We start from the raw sequence: 18,379 nt of genomic DNA, 5'->3' as shown, positions 1-18,379 counted from the left end.
GTTATAATCAACCAAGTTAATGCGATGCGGAAGTGGTCAAATGCTCATTTTATGCGCCACTTTCCCCGTATGAGTTATAAATCATACTCAATTAATGCGCCACACCACTAAGTATTAAAATTTCACAATTTTTTTTCTAAGTCTTTGTTTTATCAATTTCGATTTTAGTTATTTTTATCTAATTTCGTCTAATCTCACATCCCTTCAAATGATCATCTATCTAGTCTCGTTACAACTTCGAGCTAGATCATGATTTTGTTTGTTAGCTAAATACATAGCTATAAAGAAACCCAGAGCCGATGGCCATACCTAAAATGACTGCGAGGAAAGCGGCAATCATCTGATTTTTAAAAATCGCTTTCAGTAGGATCAATTCGGTCAGGCTGGCCCCCGCACTGCCGATAATTAATGCCATCACAGAGCCCATCGCCATGCCTTTTTGGATTAACGCCGCACTGAGAGGGATAACCGCTTCCGCTCGAATATAGAGTGGGATCCCAATTAACGCAGCAGCAGGAATTGCATACCATTTTGCTTCACCTGCATAGTGAACAATAAAATCTGTAGGGATAAAGCCATAGATTAATGAACCGAGTAAAACACCCACAAAAAGATAGGGCAGTACTTTTTTGAAATCATTCCAAGTTGATTGCCAGATCCGTAACCAACGACTTTTTGATTGTGGTAGTGAATTTATCGGGGTATTGCAGCATGAGGAGGTGATGGGGGCTGGTTTTGTGTAGCAGCAAGAAGAGATAACGGGCGCAGGATCAGTGTTACAGCAAGGTACGATCACATCGCGTTGTTCATAGGCTTCCTCACGAACATACTTTTCAAATCCTAGTTTTTCAAGTGCAAAACCAGCTATTACAGACACACCCATTGCGATGACAAAATAAAATAATGCCACTTTAAATCCAAAGGTGACGACAAATAACCCGATAATAATCGGATTGAGTAATGGGCTAGCAAATAGAAATACCATCATAGGGCCGAAACCTGCACGTGCCCTAAGTAGACCTTTTAAGAACGGAATAGTGGAGCAAGAACAAAATGGGGTAATAGACCCAAGTAGCGCAGCCACCACATAACCTTTTCCATTGCGCGAGCTTAGTAGCGCTTGTATTTTTTGCGGGGTGATAAAGGCTTGTAGAATGCCCACTAGATAACTTATGGCTAGAAATAGTAGCGTAAGTTCAACGGCAAGAAAAACGAACATGCTTGCCGTTTCTTTCAGCATGGCTAGGGTTTCAGGATTCATTTTTACCTCTGTGGTATTTATATTTCGAATATTCCAGAATAATAGTGTCCAAGTGAGATGTTTTCAATACTTAATTTCTGGAATTATGGAAATATTTGGGTATGCAGTGTTGATGTGTAAATACAACTCCTAGCCTAGATTGCTTGCATGCTATTTATGTTGATGTCGCGTGGGTATAGATATTTCTGGTATTATCGAATTACTTAATAAGATGAGGCCAATATGAACATAGCCGATATGAATGTAGCTGATATGAATGTAGAGAATGCAGCTAAGGTATTAAAAGAGTTGGGTCATCCGACACGCCTCGCCCTGTTCCGGTTATTGGTCAAGGGTGGCTATACTGGTGTTGCTGTCGGTCAACTACAGGAAGCATTACAGATCCCGGGCTCGACACTCTCACACCATATTAGCGCCCTGATGTCGGCGGGAATTATCTCCCAGCGGCGTGAAGGAAGGGTGTTGTACTGCGTGCCTGATTATGAGTTATTGCAAGGGTTAGTGCATTTTTTACAGGATCAATGTTGTAGTGGCCAGTGAAGCATTGTATTAAATACTCATACATCCTTTTATATGGATATTTACATATATGATAAATCATATATAGTGTTAATATCTTTTATCAGGACCCATTCCCATGAAAAAACGTGTACTTTTTCTCTGTGTTGGTAATTCTGCTCGTTCGCAACTCGCAGAGGTATTACTAAGGCATCAAGCTCATGGGCAGTTTGAGGTGTTCAGTGCGGGTACGCAGCCTGAACCTATAGACGAGCGAACGCTTTATATTTTGCAAAAAAATAATTTGCAAACAAATGGATTACGTTCAAAATCCGTCAGTGAGTTTAGTGGCCAATCCTTTGATTTTGTGATCAGCCTCTGTGAAAAATCGACTCAAGAGTGTCAGAGTTTTCCCTTAGCGGATAAACTCATTGCATGGGATTATCCCGATCCTAGGATCGAATCGGGCACTCGTGGGTTTGAACACACCTTTAGAGAGTTGAACGAAAGGATTAAAATGTTTGTACTAGTACAGTCGAAGGACACCAATGATTAATCCGACCCAGTTTTTTAAATGTTTAGCCGATGAAACCCGCTTACGTTGTTTAATGCTAATTCAACAAGAGGGGGAGTTATGTGTTTGCGAGCTAACAGAAGCGTTGCAAGAGATCCAACCTAAGATTTCACGACACCTAGCACAATTACGTAAATGTGGTTTATTAATAGACCGTCGTCAGGGGCAATGGATTTTCTATAGTATTAGCAATGACTTACCCGAGTGGAGTAAGTTGGTGTTGAGCGAAGTCACCAGTCAAAACACTGTCTTCCTTGAAGAAAATATGCGTAACCTGTGTAAGATGGGCGGGCGCCCAGAGCGGGCTAAAGCTTGCTGCTAGCAGACTAGCAGCAAAAAATTTAACCTCAAATATACGTTTTTTCATATGTTTGTGTGTCTAAAGTTTTGCTTAATATTAAGGTGGCGCAATAATGCTGCAAATATTTTCAGATTTAGCGAGTTGGTTAACCTTTGGGGTGATGGGCCTCGATCCCAATACTAAGCTGGCCGACGCCATCCATTTTTTTATTGAAGATACCACTAAGATTTTTGCGCTGTTGTTACTGATGATTTACGCCATTGCTTTAGTGCGGGCGTCACTCAATGTTGAGCGCGTTCGGGATTACTTAGCGGGTAAAAATCGTTTTGTCGGTTATTTTATGGGAGCGGGCTTTGGTGCCGTTACCCCATTCTGCTCATGTTCGAGCATTCCAGTTTTTTTAGGTTTCACCTCCGCGGGGATCCCCGTCGGGATCACTATGTCGTTTTTGATCACGTCGCCGTTAATTAATGAAGTCGCCGTTCTGTTGCTTGTGAGTCTGCTGGGCTGGAAGTTTACTGTGGTATACGTGCTGGTTGGTATGTCAGTGGGTATGCTAGCGGGCGCTTTTTTAGACTCGATTCGCGCCGAGCGTTGGCTACAGTCCTTTGCCGCCAAAGCGTTCGAAAAAGGTAAGGCGCAAGCGAACCACGATAATGGCGAGGGTATGACATCAACATCCATGACGTTAATCGAGCGACATGAGTTTGCGAAAGGTGAGACCCTAGAGATTTTTGGTCGAGTGTGGAAATGGGTCATTATTGGGGTTGGGCTTGGCGCCGCCCTCCACGGATTCGTTCCCGATGGTTGGATTGAAGCCCACTTAGGCGATGGCCAATGGTGGTCGGTTCCTGCGGCGGTATTGATTGGCATTCCCCTGTATTCCAATGCCACAGGGGTTATCCCTATCATGGAGAGCCTTATCATTAATGGCTTACCCGTAGGGACAACATTGGCATTTTGTATGTCTACGGTTGCCGCTAGTTTCCCCGAATTTATTTTGCTCAAGCAGGTGATGCAATGGCGTTTGCTGGCCACCGTTTTTGCCATTTTACTGATTTCATTCACCTTAATAGGTTGGATATTTAACGGGATCAGCCCCATTTTGTGAGAATTATAAAAATGTTAAACATCAAAGTATTAGGTAGTGGATGCGCTAAATGCACTAAAACCGCAGAGATCATTACGGCCATTGCAAACGAGAAGGGCATCAGTATTTCTCTGGTAAAGGAAACCAATCCTGAAGTCATCATGGATTATAAGGTGATGAGCACACCTGCGGTGGTGATTGATGAGAAGCTAGTACATTGGGGCTCAATTCCCCATAGAGACATGATTGAATCCTGGTTGGTGGAATAACACTTAACTGTCACATCCATTTGATATTTTGCCCTTAACCAATGTGCATTAGCGCGGCGATATTGAACAGATAACGCTTTAATCTTAAACAAATAATATAAAACACTTAATATAAAACTGAGTGTGAAGGATACAGGTATGACAATCAAAATCGGAATAAATGGCTTTGGCCGTATGGGACGTTTAGCATTGCGCGCTGCTTGGGGCTGGGAAGAGGTTGAATTTGTGCAGATTAATGATCCCGCAGGGGATGCGGCGACCTTAGCCCATTTGCTGATATTCGATTCTGTGCATGGTCGCTGGCAACATGAGGCGAGCAGCGATGGCGATGACATTATTATCGATGGCAAGCGTATTCACTGTACTCGCAATAAAACCATTGGGGAAACCAATTGGTCTGGCTGTGATGTGGTGATTGAAGCCTCGGGTAAGATGAAAACCAAAGCAGTACTACAAGCCTATTTAGATCAAGGCGTTAAACGTGTTGTTGTTACTGCGCCTGTTAAAGAAGAGGGCGTGTTAAATGTTGTCATGGGAGTGAATCATCAACTCTATGACAAAACCATTCACCCGATTGTAACTGCGGCCTCCTGTACTACTAACTGTTTGGCGCCAATCGTTAAAGTGATCCACGAAAACCTCGGCATAGTGCATGGTTCCATGACGACTATTCACGATATTACCAACACTCAAACTATTTTAGATGCGCCGCATAAAGATCTCCGCCGTGCGCGGGCCTGTGGTTTAAGCCTAATCCCTACGACAACAGGCTCTGCGACGGCCATTACCCATATTTTCCCTGAACTCAAAGGTAAGCTCAACGGCCATGCCGTGCGGGTGCCATTAGCGAACGCCTCATTAACCGATTGCGTGTTCGAGGTGAGTCGCAAAACGACCGAAGCTGAGGTCAATCGCCTGTTAAAAGAAGCGGCGGACGGGCCGCTAAAAGGCATTTTAGGTTATGAGGAACGTCCATTAGTCTCGGTCGATTATAAAACCGATCCGCGTTCGAGCATTATCGATGCGCTATCGACCATGATTATCAATGGCACTCAGGTCAAACTCTACGCTTGGTATGATAACGAGTGGGGTTATGCCAATCGCACCGTCGAACTGGCCCGCATGGTCGGTCTGATGGATAAGGCATAGGCTTTATGGGTAAGCTGACAGGGTTCTTATCTAACATATCACCCGAGATCCGCCAGTATTTGGTGGTCACAGGCAACTATTGGGCATTCACGCTCACCGATGGCGCATTACGTATGTTAGTGGTGCTCCATTTCCATGGATTAGGTTATAGCCCGCTGCAAATTGCCATGCTATTCCTCTTCTATGAAATCTTTGGGGTAGTAACGAACTTAGTCGGCGGCTGGCTCGGGGCGCGTTTAGGCTTAAATAAGACCATGAATGTGGGCCTATTTATGCAGATTGTCGCTCTTAGCATGCTGCTTGTGCCTAGCGGTATGCTGACGGTTGCTTGGGTGATGGCGGCGCAGGCCTTGTCGGGTATCGCTAAAGATCTCAATAAGATGAGCGCTAAAAGCAGTATCAAGTTGTTGGTGCCCAATGATGCTCAGGGTGAGCTGTATAAGTGGGTTGCTATGCTCACTGGCTCCAAAAATGCGCTAAAGGGCGCGGGGTTCTTCTTGGGCGGCGCCTTACTGACCCTGTTTGGATTCCAGCAGGCCGTGTTAGGTATGGCGATTGGTCTATTGCTGGTGTGGATTTTTAGTCTGTTAAGTTTGCAGCGCGATTTAGGTAAAGCCAAAAACAAACCTAAGTTCACGGAAATTTTCTCTAAGAGTCCGGCGGTAAACACGCTTTCTGCCGCACGGATGTTTTTATTTGGTGCGCGGGATGTGTGGTTTGTGGTGGCTTTACCCGTTTATTTGGCCTCAGCCTTTGGTTGGGACCATTGGTATGTCGGCGGTTTTCTCGCACTCTGGGTGATAGGCTATGGCATAGTGCAAGGCTTTGCCCCCAGATTTACCGGTACTAAGCAGACGGGCAAAAACAAGGTTCCCGATGGGCGTAGCGCCTTAGGTTGGGCGGCGATATTGAGTATAGTGCCAGCATGCATTGCACTGGCAATAAGTTATGATTTCCATGCCGCGAATATACTGATTTGGGGATTGATGCTGTTTGGCGCCTTATTCGCGATCAACTCTTCATTACACAGCTATCTTATCGTCAGTTATGCCGATGAAGACGGCGTGTCTTTAGATGTGGGTTTTTACTACATGGCGAATGCGATGGGACGCTTGATAGGCACGGTATTGTCTGGCTGGGTGTATCAAGTGTACGGCATGGCTGCGTGCCTGTGGATCTCGGCAGCATTTATTGCGTTAGCTGCGCTTATCTCAATTAAGCTTCCAAGACATAGGGCGATATAAAAGGCATTAAACGCGAAGAAATGTCATAAATTACATCTGAATTAACATATATGTAATATTCCATATGTATTCTGGCGGTGTTACATAAAGACAGTTAAATGACACCTATGTCGCCAAATGAGGATATCACTATGAAAAAAACAGCACTAATGTCACTGCTTGGTTTAGGATTATTTGCTTGTGTTGCCCACGCTAGCGAGTTCGATTTACCCGGTTTTGTCACTGAAGTAGAAGATGGTCGTCTATGGGTGTTTAAAGAGAATTCGGCTGAGTTAACTGAGTTTAAACAGCATGGTGAACCAGCAAAGCAATTTACAGTGATCGGCGCTGGTCCTAAGGGAATGACGGTTAAGTCAGCCGACAAAGAAACCTTGGATGAATATTTAGCTAAAGTAAAAGCTAATTAATGGTATGACGCGAAAAAGGGGAGGCTTCCTTTGTGCCATCCCCTCTTTTCTTTGGGGCACTTTGATTTCGATCATAAATCGCTTTATACTTCGGTCGGTTTTATGCAGGGCTGTGTAAAAGGTGTTTTCTCTATGTTACATGGCACTGTATTTGCGCATTATTCAAATCTGAGTTTACTTACATTAACAAGGTTATCTTTAAGTGATAAGCATTAAGCCGCATTAGTTTACCCCTCCTTTTTGGATCACTAAGGTCCGTCTGTCGTACCTACCTTCTGGGTAGTTTTGTTGTACCTCCATAAATCCAATATTGATTCGTCCGGTTGACGATAAAAGCTGACCTTGCACGCTCATGTATAGCTGACCTTGCACGCTCATGTATAGCTGGCGTTAGTCTATCCTATTGGAATAAATGATTAAATTTAAACAGAGTGAGAGAAATGATACAAACCATGAAAAAAGAATGGTTCTCCAACATACGTGGAGATCTGTTAGCTGGCCTTGTTGTTGCGCTGGCATTAATCCCTGAGGCAATTGCCTTTTCTATTATTGCAGGGGTTGATCCAAAGGTCGGCCTGTATGCTTCATTCTGTATCGCTGTGGTTATCGCCTTTACTGGTGGCCGTCCTGGCATGATCTCTGCCGCAACAGGCGCGATGGCACTGTTGATGGTGACCTTAGTGAAGGAGCATGGTCTTGAATATTTACTCGCGGCGACCCTATTAACAGGTGTGTTGCAAATTGTCGCGGGTTACTTAAAGCTCGGTAGTTTGATGCGTTTTGTGTCCCGCTCCGTGGTGACAGGTTTTGTGAATGCGCTCGCCATCCTCATCTTTATGGCCCAATTGCCTGAGCTTACCGATGTGACTTGGCATGTGTATGCAATGACTGCGGCAGGTCTAGGCATCATTTACTTATTTCCACTTATTCCTGTGATTGGTAAATCTTTACCTTCCCCCTTAGTTTGTATTGTGACATTAACTGCATTTGCAGTGTATATGGGGGTCGATATCCGCACTGTTGGCGATATGGGACAACTGCCTGATACTTTGCCTATTTTCCTTTGGCCTGAAGTGCCATTGACTTTTGAAACACTAATGATCATCTTCCCTTACTCGGCAGGTCTTGCTGTGGTGGGTTTATTGGAATCTATGATGACAGCCACCATAGTCGATGACTTAACCGATACCCAAAGTGATAAGAACCGCGAGTGCAAGGGCCAAGGTATCGCCAATATTGGCGCGGGTTTAATGGGTGGTATGGCAGGTTGCGCTATGATTGGTCAGTCGATCATCAACGTTAAATCGGGTGGTCGCGGACGACTATCGACCTTTTCAGCGGGGGTATTTTTACTTATTTTGATCGTTTTTCTTGGAGAATGGTTAAAGCTTATCCCTATGGCGGCATTGGTAGCCGTGATGATTATGGTGTCTATCGGTACTTTCTCTTGGGATTCAATTCGTAATCTTAAACATCATCCTATGTCAACCAACCTTGTAATGGTTGCCACAGTTGTGGTGGTAGTCGCTACCCATAACTTAGCTAAGGGGGTATTTGTGGGGGTGTTACTCGCGGCCTTATTCTTTGCTAATAAAGTGGGACGCTTTATGGTGGTCAAGAGTGCAATGGCTACTGCAGATACTGGTCGTTATTATCAGGTTATTGGCCAAGTCTTTTTTGCTTCGGCTGATAAGTTCAGTAATTCATTTGATTTTAGGGAAGTGGTTGATAAGGTGACGATCGACTTATCTCAAGCGCATTTTTGGGATATTACCGCGGTATCGGCCCTCGACAAGGTAGTGATTAAATTCCGCCGTGAGGGGACTGAAGTGGAGTTGATTGGCCTTAACGAAGCCAGTGCAACCATAGTCGACAAATTTGGGGTTCACGATAAGCCAGAAGAAGTCGAAAAAATGATGTCTGGTCACTAATCCTCTAGCAACACAGAAATAAGGAAAATAACGATGACAAATGTGATTGCCTGTATTGACGGTTCAAGAGCCACACTGGCCGTATGTGATGCCAGTGGTTGGGCCGCCTTGCAACTGGATTCCCCTGTAATCCTATTACATGTATTGGATAAGTCAGCCTATCCGATAGAGTTAGATCTGTCGGGAAATATTGGCCTAGGTACACGGGAGCACTTGCTCAATGAAATGGTTGAGCTCGAAGCGCGCCGAGGCAAGCTGGCACTCGAGCAGGGTAAGTATATGTTGCAAGATGCGCAAATGCGCATCGTGGAGGCACAACCCGCTGTCGTGGTTGAAACCTTGCAGCGTCACGGCGATTTAGTCGAAACCCTGTTAGAGCGAGAATCCCAGGCCAAACTGGTGGTAATGGGGCGCCAAGGGGAGCAGCATCAAGATCAGACGCAGGCCATTGGCAGCCACTTAGAAAATGTTGTTCGTACGCTTAAGCAACCTATTTTAGTGGTGATGGACGAGTTTACTGCACCGACTCGATTTATGATCGCCTATGATGGCAGTGTGACCGCAAAAAAAGCCCTCGATCGAGTCGTAAGCAGTCCACTACTTAAAGGGCTCGAATGTCATTTGGTGATGGTGTCTGATGATCAATCACAGGCGACCGCTGAACTGGCGTTGGTGGCCGAGTCTCTGATGGCGGCGAATTTCAATGTGCTTACCGCCGTTTGTCAGGGAGAAGTACAAGCAGCATTAGAGGTTTATCAAGTTACACACCAAATCGATCTTATGGTGATGGGCGCTTACGGACATTCGCGTATTCGGGAGTTTTTCGTGGGCAGTAATACCACACGAATGATCAGTAAAAGCCATATCCCCTTGTTATTGTTGCGCTAACAGGTGTTGATATTTGTACATATGAGTGTCATAGACACTCATATGTACAAATCATATGGGGAGAGTCTGACACTTAAGTTTTGGAGGTGGGACAAACGAACAGCTAAAACAGCAACTGCATTTACAATTACAGCAAATGTATCAAAACCTGTTGATGCAGATAGCTGCACAACCCAATGATACTCAAGTGGTTGAACTCGACCAATCACGACAGGGCGTCTTTCGCGTATGGATGCACTGCAAGGGCAGCAAATGGGATTGGAAGCCGCACGGTGCAAACAACACCAAGTCTCGGTTTTCGCTGCCGCCATTACAAACAAAAAGGGCTTAACCTTGCGGTTAAGCCCTTCTGGTAAAATTGGTGGGGCGGCGGGACTTGAACCCGCGTCCAGAACACCTACATTTCTTTCGATACTCATTAAAATCAGTAAGTTACAATTTAATCAAATACTTATCTGATTGCTAAGGATTGATAACAATGATGATTAACAAGCTGCGTGGGCACTATGTGGACACTAGCGAATATAGCCCGCATATTCAATACAGCTTTTATAATCATCCCATGATAAAAATTTTGCATCGATTTTATGCATATTCTCTAGCATGTGATAGAACTCTGACATAGTTGATTTTTTTAACTCATCAGTTATATTTTTATCAATGATGTCAAAGTGTTCATAGTTGTGTGGGTATGCATTTTGTGAGTTGCCAGTAGAGTGAAATTCAATACTGCTAAATGATAAATTTATTAAATTGTTTGTTTGGAACGAACTAAATTTATTCCTGATTTGGAATTGTAAAGATTTAATTGATGCACCATCAATATCTTGTCTATTTAGCTTTGTTCTTTGATAAAAAGATTGAATGTTAAGGTGTTTTTCTATTAAACCAGCTAAAAGTACAATCCAATTTACAATAGTTTTTCTACTTGATGAATTCAGTGTCCTAAGGCAAGCGTGCAATTGCGCGTTAATTTGGTCAATATCACGAGTTTGTAGTTTAAAACTCTGATATATAAGTGAAAGTATTTGATCTACAGGTAAAATAAACTTCACTCTTGGATATAAAATCATATTTAAATATCTATGTATATCAGTATCTTGATGTGCAATGTAAGTATCAATATCTGGTGTTGGTAAATGAGCAACCCTGTCAAAAAATCGTTTTAAGTACTGCGGTGAATCAAAATTGGTACCATAGACTGCTTTGATAGATTCCTGCATTTGCTTAGTATCAGTCGCTACAACAAAAACAAAGTGCTCAATTTTGAAAAAATGCTTGATGACCTCAAGCATTTCAATAGCATAGGTAGGGCGGCATCGGTCAAGTTCGTCAATCAAAACTAGAACTGGGGTTTTGAAGTTATAATTTTTTCCAAGAACTTCAGCTAACTGAGTTAGTGCTGTTTTTATATTATGAATTGCTGAAATTTGTTCTTCGTATCCTGAAGCAAGCATTGAGGTAAGGCTTTTATCTTCTTCATTGAGAAATACAGAAGCCACTGCGGTGCCTACACCTCCATCACCAACTAAATGTTTAGTTGCCAAGCCTGCAATTCCGATTAGTAAAGTCTTGAATATTTTCCCTGTATATTCCTTGAACTTTTCAAAATCTTCTAACTTTCCAATCCTGCCATTAAATGCTTCTAATTGGTTTACTAACTCACTCGTTACGACCAGTAGAGGATCTTTAGAAAAATCACTTTCCCACGCGTCAATGTAAATGGTTGGATGATTTTTTTTCAGCGCTTCAATATAGACTCGCTTTAGAAACTCTGTCTTACCAGCGCCCCATGAAGCATCAATATTTAGTACAAAACCGCTCTCTTCACCAAGCATGTAATTTAAAAGGAACTCACTAAATGCTTTACGATTAAGTTTGCATGTATCGAAAGTGAACTCATCCTTCCACTCAGCGTACTTTGCATTATCTAAAAGTGATTCTGACATGTTGCTAGATTCCTAAATTCGCCAGTGGGTTTTTGGTGATGGCGTCGTCCAGATGCTCGGGGGCGAAGTGGGCGTAGCGCATGGTTTCTTTGATGTCGGCGTGGCCGAGAATTTGCTTTAATACCAGAATATTGCCGCCGTTCATCATGAAATGGCTGGCGAAGGTGTGGCGTAAAATGTGGGTCATTTGGCCTTCGGGGAAGGTGAGTCCGGTACGCTTGATGGCTTGTGCGAACGCCTTACGGCATGAGCTAAAAAGTGGGCCGCGTGACTGTGGGATTTCATCAGCTAGTGCTTTGCTGATGGGCACAGTGCGGTTCTTTTTCCCTTTGGTTTTAATAAAGGTGATGCGATTATTCACCACTTGGCTACCACGCAGGGACTCGGCCTCAGACCAACGGCACCCAGTCGATAAGCAAATTTTAACCACAATCGTGAGATGCGGATTTTTTGAATTGTCACACTCGGCCAGCACTAGTGGGATTTCTTCGGCGTACAAAAACGCCAATTCCATTTCATCAATCTTGAAATGGGATAGCCCTTCTAGTGGGTTCGGTAAGGTCCATTCACCCAGTCGCTTAAGCTCAGAAAACACCGCGCTTAAATAAGCGTGCTCATGGTTAACTGTGTGGGGTTTTACCTTTTGCTTGATGCCCATACCATCGGCGATTTCACCATCGAGACGCATTTGGCGGAAGGTAGCAAAGTCGTTCACGGTCAGCTTGCTTGCTATTGGATTACCAAGGCCGTCACAAATTAAACGCAGTTTACGCATGCGCTTTTCGGGATCGGTCAGTTGCTGGCCATGCAAGTCATGCCAACGCTGCATGATCTCCCACAGGCTGCGATTGTCTTGGGTGGCATTGCCCAGCCAAGGTTTATCGTCGACTTCTTTTAGGATATAACGCTCATAGCCTAAGGCTTCGGCCTTAGTGGTAAACACTTTACGCACACGGCGGCTATCGCGGCCAGCCACGCGCATGTCGAGTTTCCAAGTGCCGTCTGGCTGTTTAATAATTGCCATTAACTAAACCTAAAGGGAACATAGATAAGGGAAATTGCTTATCAGCAGTAAAACAAACAATGTTGTTAGGGATGCTCCGATAAATATTTTCCCAGTAGAAATAAAAAATTTATAGCGTAGCTCCCCTTTTTTTACTCGCTCCCATTCAGACTTTAATATGTGGTGAACTTCTTTTTGCAAATGTAAGTTGTGTTTTTTTACTTCAGCAATGGCCTGTGGGAATTGTTCCTTGCTACTATTGGTAACAATGTCGTCAAATAATATTTTTAATTTATTTATGGAGTTTATAAGGAGAATGTCTTTGGTTGGGTTCAATCTAAATTGCAGTCTAATTGCTGTAACCTCCAATGAACTATAGGAAGAGTTGTAGAAATCTAAGTAGATAGCTGTATCATATTTAATTTTTTTAGAGGATTGGAGTCCGTCCAATGAAAAAATACAGGAGCATGAACATGATATAAAAGTAGCAGCGTCAGCTCTAAAATCATTAATCCAAGCCTGTCTGAATTCTGATACTTTTTGCTCTTTAGCAATAACAGCACTTGATACAGCTACGATAAAACTGATCAGTGCTGCTAAGATTACTGCTCCTGCACTAATAGTCGCAACGGTTAACTCTGTGGGCATAGTTATTCTCTACTTATCTTTAAATTCTTCTGGGCAGTTCTGCTTGAGTAACTGCAGGTCGTCGTTCATTAGGGTAGGTTGTTCGCTGTCGATTGGGCCTTGGTTATTGGTGCGGCGCAAGCTCGAATGGGCATCGCGCCAATACTGGCCTATTGCGAAGCCGAGGTTTTTGGCAAACAGAGTATTATTCATTGAAACGGTGTAAGAGCTTGGGTATTTTGCATCCAATTCAGCTACACGGGCGTCTAATCTAGTCGCTTCTTTCCAGTGATAAATCTCTTGGTAAGTTTGGTTATTAGCATTCGTTACAAACTGATGTAGCTCTGCAAATATCGGTTGATAATCGTTGTATACTCTAAGTGCAAGTTGGCAATCACTGACTCGTTGGAGTGCTTGCCATTTAGCCGACTCTATCTCATCCATTGTGTTGGTCGCTGGTAAGGGAGCACTTGCGTCTGCGTTTGCTATGGGCTTGGGGTCGTTGCCAATGTCAATAATCAGTGTAATAAAAAGCACACCAAAGACAGCCGCGATGGTTAAATACACAGGTTTAACAAAACGACGGGCTTTTGCTTGCGCGGAGTTGCTAATTGTTTCCGATTTCAATTTAGACATAGCCACAGTACCTATTTCTATTAAAAATCTTCGGGATTAAACTCGCGTTTAGGGAAATTTACGCATTTATCTTTTATGTGTCTGGTTTGATATTCAAGTTCTGGGAATAATAGTGACTCGCTTATCCCTAATATCTCAAGTTGTTGTAATATTTTCGATTTTTGGCTTGCAGGAATGAGTAAATTACAAATTCTATCAGGGTTGTATCCTTCTTCTTCCATATGAAACACATTTACAACAGTTAATCCATCAATAATCTTACCGCCATGAATCGTGAACACGCCATGTTGTGTGATCAGCCTTTTGTTAAGTAAAACTGGCTCATATGGGATTGAAATGGACATAGGATTAACTTCAATTTGTTCATAGTTACTGCCGAGGAAGCCATGGGAATCTGTTGGGCCTTTACGGGTATATAGCTTTGGGAAGACGTTATTTTCCATGTGAGCATCAAGATGACCAAGGTTAATAGGATCATCAAGAGAGAATAACTGTCTATCATTTAGATAAATTGTATCTAGAAGCAAGGTACTAGCATTAACCATATCAAGGAAAGTTAATTTAGGATTTGCGCTCGTGACAAAATTTTCATACGTATTATAACGATATTGAGTAGTCTCTAACTCATCATTTAGTGAATAAAAAAACACCTTCCCATCAATATCATTTTTATCCTTACAGGCAAAATAGATGGCGACCAACAGATTTTTAGTCCAATCGAGCAGGCGAGTTGGTAGGCCATAATGTTGGGCGTAAGTTAGAAGCTCAAAGGTATTTGAGTGTTTTTCACGTGCTTCAGGATGCTGACGAACAAATTCTTTTAGCAGCTTTGCTTCATCGTAATAGCTTCCATCTTGTCTGGGGCGAAATACACTTGGTAGTAGTTTATGCGTAGCATCAGCTTGTCCTCTAAACCAGTAAATCTCATTTTTACGCATCAGCTCGTTAGCATCGTGCAACACCCTAAGTAGCTCATTCATATCAACTTCCTTGTTCTTATTTCTAAACCGTTACTAAAACCGAAACCACCTTGCCGTGGATCTTGGTGGTGTTTGGGTCTACATGTTTATTTAGCGACAACATCAATATTTGGGCTATTAAATGTAGCTAGTTCACCTTTAGTCGTCGTGAGCATTGCATTTAAACGAATAGCCATTGGAGTGTTTTTTGTCGACTTAATAAATACAACCTCTGCCCGAGTAATATGATTGCTTGACAGTACATAATACTCACCATCCCAGTTGCAACTCACATCAAACTCGGGCTGGTCTCTTTTAATATTGAGTAGTTGGCCATTAGCGTTAAGGACATAGTCCTTAGTTGCAGAGATAGAGCAGTAATTTTCCTCAACATCGCTGCCAAGATAAAAAACAACAGCAGGTTTACCTGCAAAGGTTATTTCAGACATAAGCGTTAGCCTGTCTAAATTTGCATTTAATGCACTTGCAGATAGAGGTGCTAGCAAAGCCGTTATAGCTAAAATCCATTTCATAAATTTATTCCTTAAACCGTTTCTAAAACCGAAACCACCTTGCCGTGGATCTTGGTCACATCTGCATTGATTGGGTATTTAGCATTATCATCGAATAGGTAAGTAATGCCGTCAGGGAGCAGTTTGAACGTGCCGATTTGATAGACATCACCGATGCTATAGAGATAGCGGCCACTATTTACATTTTTCTTACTAGAGTTGATAAACAGTAGGTGTCCATCTGACTTCACTACTAAATCATCATTGTCACCATCAAGTCCTAGCGCATTTAAAAATTCAGTATTAGCAAAAAAGTGATCAAGTGATGATATTTTTCCGTCATCAATAGTCACAATTTTCAAACGTGCATGCATTTTTCCATCTACGGACTCTTCTACAACCTTTCCATCGAGGAATTCAACTGTTTTAGATGCGCCATATTTGTATGGGTCTTGCTCACCATTACTTATGCCGAAGCATAGGTAATTCATTGATATTCCTGTGGCAAGATGAATTCTTATTAGCAGTTCATGAGGCGTCGTATTGCGGGTTTGCCATGTAGAAAAAGAACCGGGATGCATACCAAGTAAGTCAGCAAGTTCAAGCCTATTCTTGACGCCAAATAATTTTATTAGGCGCTCAACAATGTCTTTTCCTCCATCATAAATTGGCACCTGATCAAGTTTTATTCTGAACTCAGTATTTTTTGCTTGCGCGTAAGTCATAGTGTGATCAATAATCCAATCAGTTGATTGATATCGCAGTCCGTCAAAACTAATCGATATTAATGTGTCATTACAAAACTTTCTTAGGATAACTTGCTATGAACAATATTGCATTACAGATCGCAACGCCTTATGTGACATTTGAGCAATACGCCACGTTAAGTGGCATTCCTTTCAACACAGTGCGCGAGATGGCCAAGACTGGCCGCTTACCACTACGCCCTAAAGACCGCCCTAAAGAAAAGCCTCTTATCAATATGTTAGCCCTGACTCGTGAGGCGATGGAGCAGAAGTACTGATTGCTTGGATAGCTTTTTTATAAAGGTTAGCCAATGCGATTGTGTACTTCGCAACTCATCGTTTGACGATGTTTTGTTGTCAATTTGAGCTTATGCAAAAGGGAGATTTGCGGCCATGTATAGCAACAGTCTAGGCACACAAGCAGGCACGCTACCGCCAGCAAAAGCCGCGCACCAGCCGCATATTGCGGGGGCGCTAAGGCAATTTGCCGACGGCGAGCAACTGAATGAAGTCGCCATTGCGGCCAAGTTCAATCGCCCGCAAATGCTGCGTAACAAATTACTGCTTAATCAACCGCATCAATTGAGTATTCACGAGGCGGTCGACATTGCCAAGGCGAGCGGTAACCGCTGCATTATCGACGGCATGCTACTCGAATTGGGCTGTGCGCCCTCGATAGCGATTGATGACTTAAATCAGTGCGAGCGCATGTCGTTAACTGACCGCGCTTTAGAAATCAGCGCCAATGCTGGATGGCTGGGCAACATGGCATTAGATGTCAAAGCCCGTCGAGGTGGCGTGACAGAACGCATGCGCCACGAGGCGGTAAAACGCGCTAGCCGTGCCATGAGCGAACTCGCGTTATTTATGCACGACGTAGAACAGAAGTTTCAGGCAATACCCGTGTTATCCGTTGCATTCGATGCAGTACAAAACTTGCCCATGCCGGGCGCAATGTGAGGAGGCGTTATGGCGTTAATTATTCGCCCATTTGGGCAACCAGATGAACATTTATTAAGTCGCAATATTGCGGTGCCACCGCGTATGCAGGGGCAAATTATTGCCAGAGCGTTGACCGAGGAGGAAAGAGGGCGAAATCGTTGGCTCATTGCCAAGTTGAAGGAAAAGCATTTTGGCAAAAAAGAAAGGCCACATGCGCAGTAACGCATGTGGCCCGTATCACTGGAATGAGGAATCAATCAAATGACAAAACAAAGCATAGCACCGGCTCTGACAAATGCGCAAGTTATCGCAAATGAGGCAAATCGGGTTATTGCCACCCTAAAACTGCCTACGCCAGCGGATCGTGAAATGGTGGAGGTGGCGCTCGAATCACTTAAAGCGGTGGCCGATATTGTCGCGCCCGCTGTGGGTAAAACTATCGGCATTCGCATTATTGCCATTCGCAATAATATCGGTGTTAACAGTATTAAGGCGGCCTGATATGGACAAACATCTCTCGATGGCAACAAGCGACGTGCCTGCAACCGAAGGGCTTGTGCTGATAATTGCGGATTTGAAGTCGATGCACAAAAACGCGTTAGCAAAGGGGCTCGGCCATGCGGCGAATTTGTACCGCGGGCAAATATTGGGTATGCGCACGTTAGCTTTGTATGTGATGCACGATGGCCCCGCATTTGATGCGCTAAATGCCGCCTACGATGAAATGTGGAAGGCGCAACTAGAGGCCACAGAAGAGGGCAGAGTATGAGCACTCACAGCAATGTTCGCGCACCTAATAATGCCAATCTCATCAATCAGTCAAATGCTGAACAAGGCTTTGAATACTACACGCCAGCACCTTGGCCACAGTTGGCGAGCCAGTTAATGGGCGGGATAGATTTAGACCCTGCGAGTAATGAAATCGCTAACGCCAGCATTAAGGCTAAATCCATCTTTACTAAAGAAGTCGATGGGCTATCTAAAACGTGGCATGGCACCGTGTGGATGAATCACCCTTTCCACAGAGGTGAGCAACCCTGTTCAAGCAAATGTAAGAAAAAAGCGTGTATCAAGCGCGGCCACCATATCGACAAACCGATCCCCGGCAACGGCGATTGGATTAATAAAGTTATCAGCGAGTATGAAAGTGGCAACATAAAAGAAGCGGTGATCATCACTTTTTGTAATTCGTCTGAAGGTTGGTTTTTGCCACTGCTTAAATACGCGCAATGCTTCCCCAATGGTCGAGTGCATTACATTAAAGAGGACGGAAGTAAAGCAGATAGCTGTACCAAAGGCAGCGTGATTACCTATATCGGTAAAAACGTTGCTGAATTTGCAAGGCTGTATGGTGAGCACGGCACTATCAAAGTGCAGTTCGGTATTGTTTAAA

Annotated in this window: 25 protein-coding genes; 17 read left to right on the top strand and 8 right to left on the bottom strand. The window is 43.6% G+C overall.

The window, feature by feature from the left end:
• Positions 1-262: 262 nt before the first annotated feature.
• Entirely contained in the window at positions 263-1,261 is a 999-nt protein-coding gene (locus SPUTW3181_RS15240) for a permease (protein ID WP_011790200.1), read from the bottom strand.
• Between the two features lie 252 nt (positions 1,262-1,513).
• Between SPUTW3181_RS15240 and SPUTW3181_RS15235 the strand changes: the two genes are divergently transcribed.
• The 11 genes from SPUTW3181_RS15235 (at position 1,514) to SPUTW3181_RS22175 (ending at position 10,071) form a co-directional block, all read left to right on the top strand.
• A complete protein-coding gene (locus SPUTW3181_RS15235) occupies positions 1,514-1,801 on the top strand; it encodes an ArsR/SmtB family transcription factor (protein ID WP_041408438.1) in 288 nt (95 codons plus the stop codon).
• A 97-nt stretch (positions 1,802-1,898) separates the two neighbouring features.
• A complete protein-coding gene (locus SPUTW3181_RS15230; protein ID WP_011790198.1) occupies positions 1,899-2,315 on the top strand; it encodes an arsenate reductase ArsC in 417 nt (138 codons plus the stop codon).
• Entirely contained in the window at positions 2,308-2,655 is a 348-nt protein-coding gene (locus SPUTW3181_RS15225) for a metalloregulator ArsR/SmtB family transcription factor (RefSeq protein WP_011790197.1), read from the top strand. Before SPUTW3181_RS15230 ends, SPUTW3181_RS15225 begins: the two co-directional genes overlap by 8 nt.
• Before the next feature lie 91 nt (positions 2,656-2,746).
• Positions 2,747-3,745, top strand: coding sequence for a permease (locus tag SPUTW3181_RS15220; protein ID WP_011790196.1), 999 nt, complete (start codon positions 2,747-2,749; stop codon positions 3,743-3,745).
• A gap of 11 nt (positions 3,746-3,756) precedes the next feature.
• Entirely contained in the window at positions 3,757-3,993 is a 237-nt protein-coding gene (locus SPUTW3181_RS15215; protein WP_011790195.1) for a thioredoxin family protein, read from the top strand.
• A gap of 138 nt (positions 3,994-4,131) precedes the next feature.
• A complete protein-coding gene (locus SPUTW3181_RS15210) occupies positions 4,132-5,142 on the top strand; it encodes an ArsJ-associated glyceraldehyde-3-phosphate dehydrogenase (RefSeq protein WP_011790194.1) in 1,011 nt (336 codons plus the stop codon).
• A 5-nt stretch (positions 5,143-5,147) separates the two neighbouring features.
• A complete protein-coding gene (gene arsJ, locus SPUTW3181_RS15205) occupies positions 5,148-6,386 on the top strand; it encodes an organoarsenical effux MFS transporter ArsJ (RefSeq protein WP_011790193.1) in 1,239 nt (412 codons plus the stop codon).
• A 131-nt stretch (positions 6,387-6,517) separates the two neighbouring features.
• Positions 6,518-6,793, top strand: a complete 276-nt coding sequence (locus tag SPUTW3181_RS15200) for a hypothetical protein (protein ID WP_011790192.1) — start codon at positions 6,518-6,520, stop codon at positions 6,791-6,793.
• Between the two features lie 440 nt (positions 6,794-7,233).
• On the top strand, positions 7,234-8,724 hold the full coding sequence (locus SPUTW3181_RS15195) for a SulP family inorganic anion transporter (RefSeq protein WP_011790191.1): 1,491 nt from the start codon (positions 7,234-7,236) through the stop codon (positions 8,722-8,724).
• Between the two features lie 33 nt (positions 8,725-8,757).
• Positions 8,758-9,612, top strand: a complete 855-nt coding sequence (locus SPUTW3181_RS15190) for a universal stress protein (RefSeq protein ID WP_011790190.1) — start codon at positions 8,758-8,760, stop codon at positions 9,610-9,612.
• 228 nt (positions 9,613-9,840) lie between these two features.
• A complete protein-coding gene (locus tag SPUTW3181_RS22175; protein ID WP_041408235.1) occupies positions 9,841-10,071 on the top strand; it encodes a hypothetical protein in 231 nt (76 codons plus the stop codon).
• Positions 10,072-10,127: 56 nt separating this feature from the next.
• Here SPUTW3181_RS22175 and SPUTW3181_RS15180 read toward each other — a convergent pair whose 3' ends face one another.
• The 7 genes from SPUTW3181_RS15180 to SPUTW3181_RS15150 form a co-directional block, all read right to left on the bottom strand.
• Positions 10,128-11,561, bottom strand: coding sequence for a P-loop NTPase fold protein (locus SPUTW3181_RS15180; RefSeq protein ID WP_011790188.1), 1,434 nt, complete (start codon positions 11,559-11,561; stop codon positions 10,128-10,130).
• A 4-nt stretch (positions 11,562-11,565) separates the two neighbouring features.
• Positions 11,566-12,585, bottom strand: a complete 1,020-nt coding sequence (locus SPUTW3181_RS15175) for a tyrosine-type recombinase/integrase (RefSeq protein ID WP_011790187.1) — start codon at positions 12,583-12,585, stop codon at positions 11,566-11,568.
• A 9-nt stretch (positions 12,586-12,594) separates the two neighbouring features.
• The gene (locus tag SPUTW3181_RS15170; protein ID WP_011790186.1) at positions 12,595-13,212 is read right to left on the bottom strand and encodes a hypothetical protein; all 618 of its coding nucleotides are present in this window, start codon (positions 13,210-13,212) and stop codon (positions 12,595-12,597) included.
• A gap of 9 nt (positions 13,213-13,221) precedes the next feature.
• The gene (locus tag SPUTW3181_RS15165; RefSeq protein ID WP_011790185.1) at positions 13,222-13,827 is read right to left on the bottom strand and encodes a hypothetical protein; all 606 of its coding nucleotides are present in this window, start codon (positions 13,825-13,827) and stop codon (positions 13,222-13,224) included.
• A gap of 20 nt (positions 13,828-13,847) precedes the next feature.
• Positions 13,848-14,807: an FRG domain-containing protein gene (locus SPUTW3181_RS15160; protein ID WP_011790184.1), complete on the bottom strand. Its 960-nt coding sequence runs from the start codon at positions 14,805-14,807 to the stop codon at positions 13,848-13,850.
• A gap of 86 nt (positions 14,808-14,893) precedes the next feature.
• Entirely contained in the window at positions 14,894-15,319 is a 426-nt protein-coding gene (locus SPUTW3181_RS15155; protein WP_011790183.1) for a hypothetical protein, read from the bottom strand.
• Between the two features lie 11 nt (positions 15,320-15,330).
• On the bottom strand, positions 15,331-16,023 hold the full coding sequence (locus SPUTW3181_RS15150) for a helix-turn-helix transcriptional regulator (protein ID WP_011790182.1): 693 nt from the start codon (positions 16,021-16,023) through the stop codon (positions 15,331-15,333).
• A 98-nt stretch (positions 16,024-16,121) separates the two neighbouring features.
• Between SPUTW3181_RS15150 and SPUTW3181_RS15145 the strand changes: the two genes are divergently transcribed.
• The 6 genes from SPUTW3181_RS15145 to SPUTW3181_RS15120 all read left to right on the top strand — a co-directional run bounded on the left by SPUTW3181_RS15145 (position 16,122) and on the right by SPUTW3181_RS15120 (position 18,378).
• Positions 16,122-16,322 (top strand): hypothetical protein, encoded by a 201-nt coding sequence (locus SPUTW3181_RS15145; RefSeq protein WP_011790181.1) that lies wholly within the window; start codon positions 16,122-16,124, stop codon positions 16,320-16,322.
• Positions 16,323-16,437: 115 nt separating this feature from the next.
• Entirely contained in the window at positions 16,438-17,004 is a 567-nt protein-coding gene (locus SPUTW3181_RS15140) for a phage regulatory CII family protein (protein ID WP_011790180.1), read from the top strand.
• A gap of 9 nt (positions 17,005-17,013) precedes the next feature.
• The gene (locus SPUTW3181_RS15135) at positions 17,014-17,208 is read left to right on the top strand and encodes a hypothetical protein (RefSeq protein WP_041408233.1); all 195 of its coding nucleotides are present in this window, start codon (positions 17,014-17,016) and stop codon (positions 17,206-17,208) included.
• A gap of 39 nt (positions 17,209-17,247) precedes the next feature.
• Positions 17,248-17,487, top strand: coding sequence for a hypothetical protein (locus SPUTW3181_RS15130; RefSeq protein WP_011790179.1), 240 nt, complete (start codon positions 17,248-17,250; stop codon positions 17,485-17,487).
• A gap of 1 nt (position 17,488) precedes the next feature.
• The gene (locus SPUTW3181_RS15125; protein ID WP_014620654.1) at positions 17,489-17,755 is read left to right on the top strand and encodes a hypothetical protein; all 267 of its coding nucleotides are present in this window, start codon (positions 17,489-17,491) and stop codon (positions 17,753-17,755) included.
• Positions 17,752-18,378 (top strand): hypothetical protein, encoded by a 627-nt coding sequence (locus tag SPUTW3181_RS15120; RefSeq protein ID WP_011790177.1) that lies wholly within the window; start codon positions 17,752-17,754, stop codon positions 18,376-18,378. Before SPUTW3181_RS15125 ends, SPUTW3181_RS15120 begins: the two co-directional genes overlap by 4 nt.
• Position 18,379 lies beyond the last annotated feature (1 nt).

Origin of the sequence: Shewanella sp. W3-18-1 (assembly GCF_000015185.1) — a bacterium.
Lineage (GTDB): Bacteria > Pseudomonadota > Gammaproteobacteria > Enterobacterales > Shewanellaceae > Shewanella > Shewanella putrefaciens.
The sequence above is the reverse complement of the archived record's forward strand: the minus strand, read 5'-3'. Positions and strand labels throughout refer to the sequence as shown.

What these genes read in the sequence shown, in the direction of transcription:
- SPUTW3181_RS15240 (WP_011790200.1), bottom strand. Translation starts at nt 1,261, where the DNA reads ATGAATCCTGAAACCCTAGCCATGCTGAAAGAAACGGCAAGCATGTTC.
- SPUTW3181_RS15235 (WP_041408438.1), top strand. Translation starts at nt 1,514, where the DNA reads ATGAATGTAGAGAATGCAGCTAAGGTATTAAAAGAGTTGGGTCATCCG.
- SPUTW3181_RS15230 (WP_011790198.1), top strand. Translation starts at nt 1,899, where the DNA reads ATGAAAAAACGTGTACTTTTTCTCTGTGTTGGTAATTCTGCTCGTTCG.
- SPUTW3181_RS15225 (WP_011790197.1), top strand. Translation starts at nt 2,308, where the DNA reads ATGATTAATCCGACCCAGTTTTTTAAATGTTTAGCCGATGAAACCCGC.
- SPUTW3181_RS15220 (WP_011790196.1), top strand. Translation starts at nt 2,747, where the DNA reads ATGCTGCAAATATTTTCAGATTTAGCGAGTTGGTTAACCTTTGGGGTG.
- SPUTW3181_RS15215 (WP_011790195.1), top strand. Translation starts at nt 3,757, where the DNA reads ATGTTAAACATCAAAGTATTAGGTAGTGGATGCGCTAAATGCACTAAA.
- SPUTW3181_RS15210 (WP_011790194.1), top strand. Translation starts at nt 4,132, where the DNA reads ATGACAATCAAAATCGGAATAAATGGCTTTGGCCGTATGGGACGTTTA.
- arsJ (WP_011790193.1), top strand. Translation starts at nt 5,148, where the DNA reads ATGGGTAAGCTGACAGGGTTCTTATCTAACATATCACCCGAGATCCGC.
- SPUTW3181_RS15200 (WP_011790192.1), top strand. Translation starts at nt 6,518, where the DNA reads ATGAAAAAAACAGCACTAATGTCACTGCTTGGTTTAGGATTATTTGCT.
- SPUTW3181_RS15195 (WP_011790191.1), top strand. Translation starts at nt 7,234, where the DNA reads ATGATACAAACCATGAAAAAAGAATGGTTCTCCAACATACGTGGAGAT.
- SPUTW3181_RS15190 (WP_011790190.1), top strand. Translation starts at nt 8,758, where the DNA reads ATGACAAATGTGATTGCCTGTATTGACGGTTCAAGAGCCACACTGGCC.
- SPUTW3181_RS22175 (WP_041408235.1), top strand. Translation starts at nt 9,841, where the DNA reads ATGGATGCACTGCAAGGGCAGCAAATGGGATTGGAAGCCGCACGGTGC.
- SPUTW3181_RS15180 (WP_011790188.1), bottom strand. Translation starts at nt 11,561, where the DNA reads ATGTCAGAATCACTTTTAGATAATGCAAAGTACGCTGAGTGGAAGGAT.
- SPUTW3181_RS15175 (WP_011790187.1), bottom strand. Translation starts at nt 12,585, where the DNA reads ATGGCAATTATTAAACAGCCAGACGGCACTTGGAAACTCGACATGCGC.
- SPUTW3181_RS15170 (WP_011790186.1), bottom strand. Translation starts at nt 13,212, where the DNA reads ATGCCCACAGAGTTAACCGTTGCGACTATTAGTGCAGGAGCAGTAATC.
- SPUTW3181_RS15165 (WP_011790185.1), bottom strand. Translation starts at nt 13,827, where the DNA reads ATGTCTAAATTGAAATCGGAAACAATTAGCAACTCCGCGCAAGCAAAA.
- SPUTW3181_RS15160 (WP_011790184.1), bottom strand. Translation starts at nt 14,807, where the DNA reads ATGAATGAGCTACTTAGGGTGTTGCACGATGCTAACGAGCTGATGCGT.
- SPUTW3181_RS15155 (WP_011790183.1), bottom strand. Translation starts at nt 15,319, where the DNA reads ATGAAATGGATTTTAGCTATAACGGCTTTGCTAGCACCTCTATCTGCA.
- SPUTW3181_RS15150 (WP_011790182.1), bottom strand. Translation starts at nt 16,023, where the DNA reads ATGACTTACGCGCAAGCAAAAAATACTGAGTTCAGAATAAAACTTGAT.
- SPUTW3181_RS15145 (WP_011790181.1), top strand. Translation starts at nt 16,122, where the DNA reads ATGAACAATATTGCATTACAGATCGCAACGCCTTATGTGACATTTGAG.
- SPUTW3181_RS15140 (WP_011790180.1), top strand. Translation starts at nt 16,438, where the DNA reads ATGTATAGCAACAGTCTAGGCACACAAGCAGGCACGCTACCGCCAGCA.
- SPUTW3181_RS15135 (WP_041408233.1), top strand. Translation starts at nt 17,014, where the DNA reads ATGGCGTTAATTATTCGCCCATTTGGGCAACCAGATGAACATTTATTA.
- SPUTW3181_RS15130 (WP_011790179.1), top strand. Translation starts at nt 17,248, where the DNA reads ATGACAAAACAAAGCATAGCACCGGCTCTGACAAATGCGCAAGTTATC.
- SPUTW3181_RS15125 (WP_014620654.1), top strand. Translation starts at nt 17,489, where the DNA reads ATGGACAAACATCTCTCGATGGCAACAAGCGACGTGCCTGCAACCGAA.
- SPUTW3181_RS15120 (WP_011790177.1), top strand. Translation starts at nt 17,752, where the DNA reads ATGAGCACTCACAGCAATGTTCGCGCACCTAATAATGCCAATCTCATC.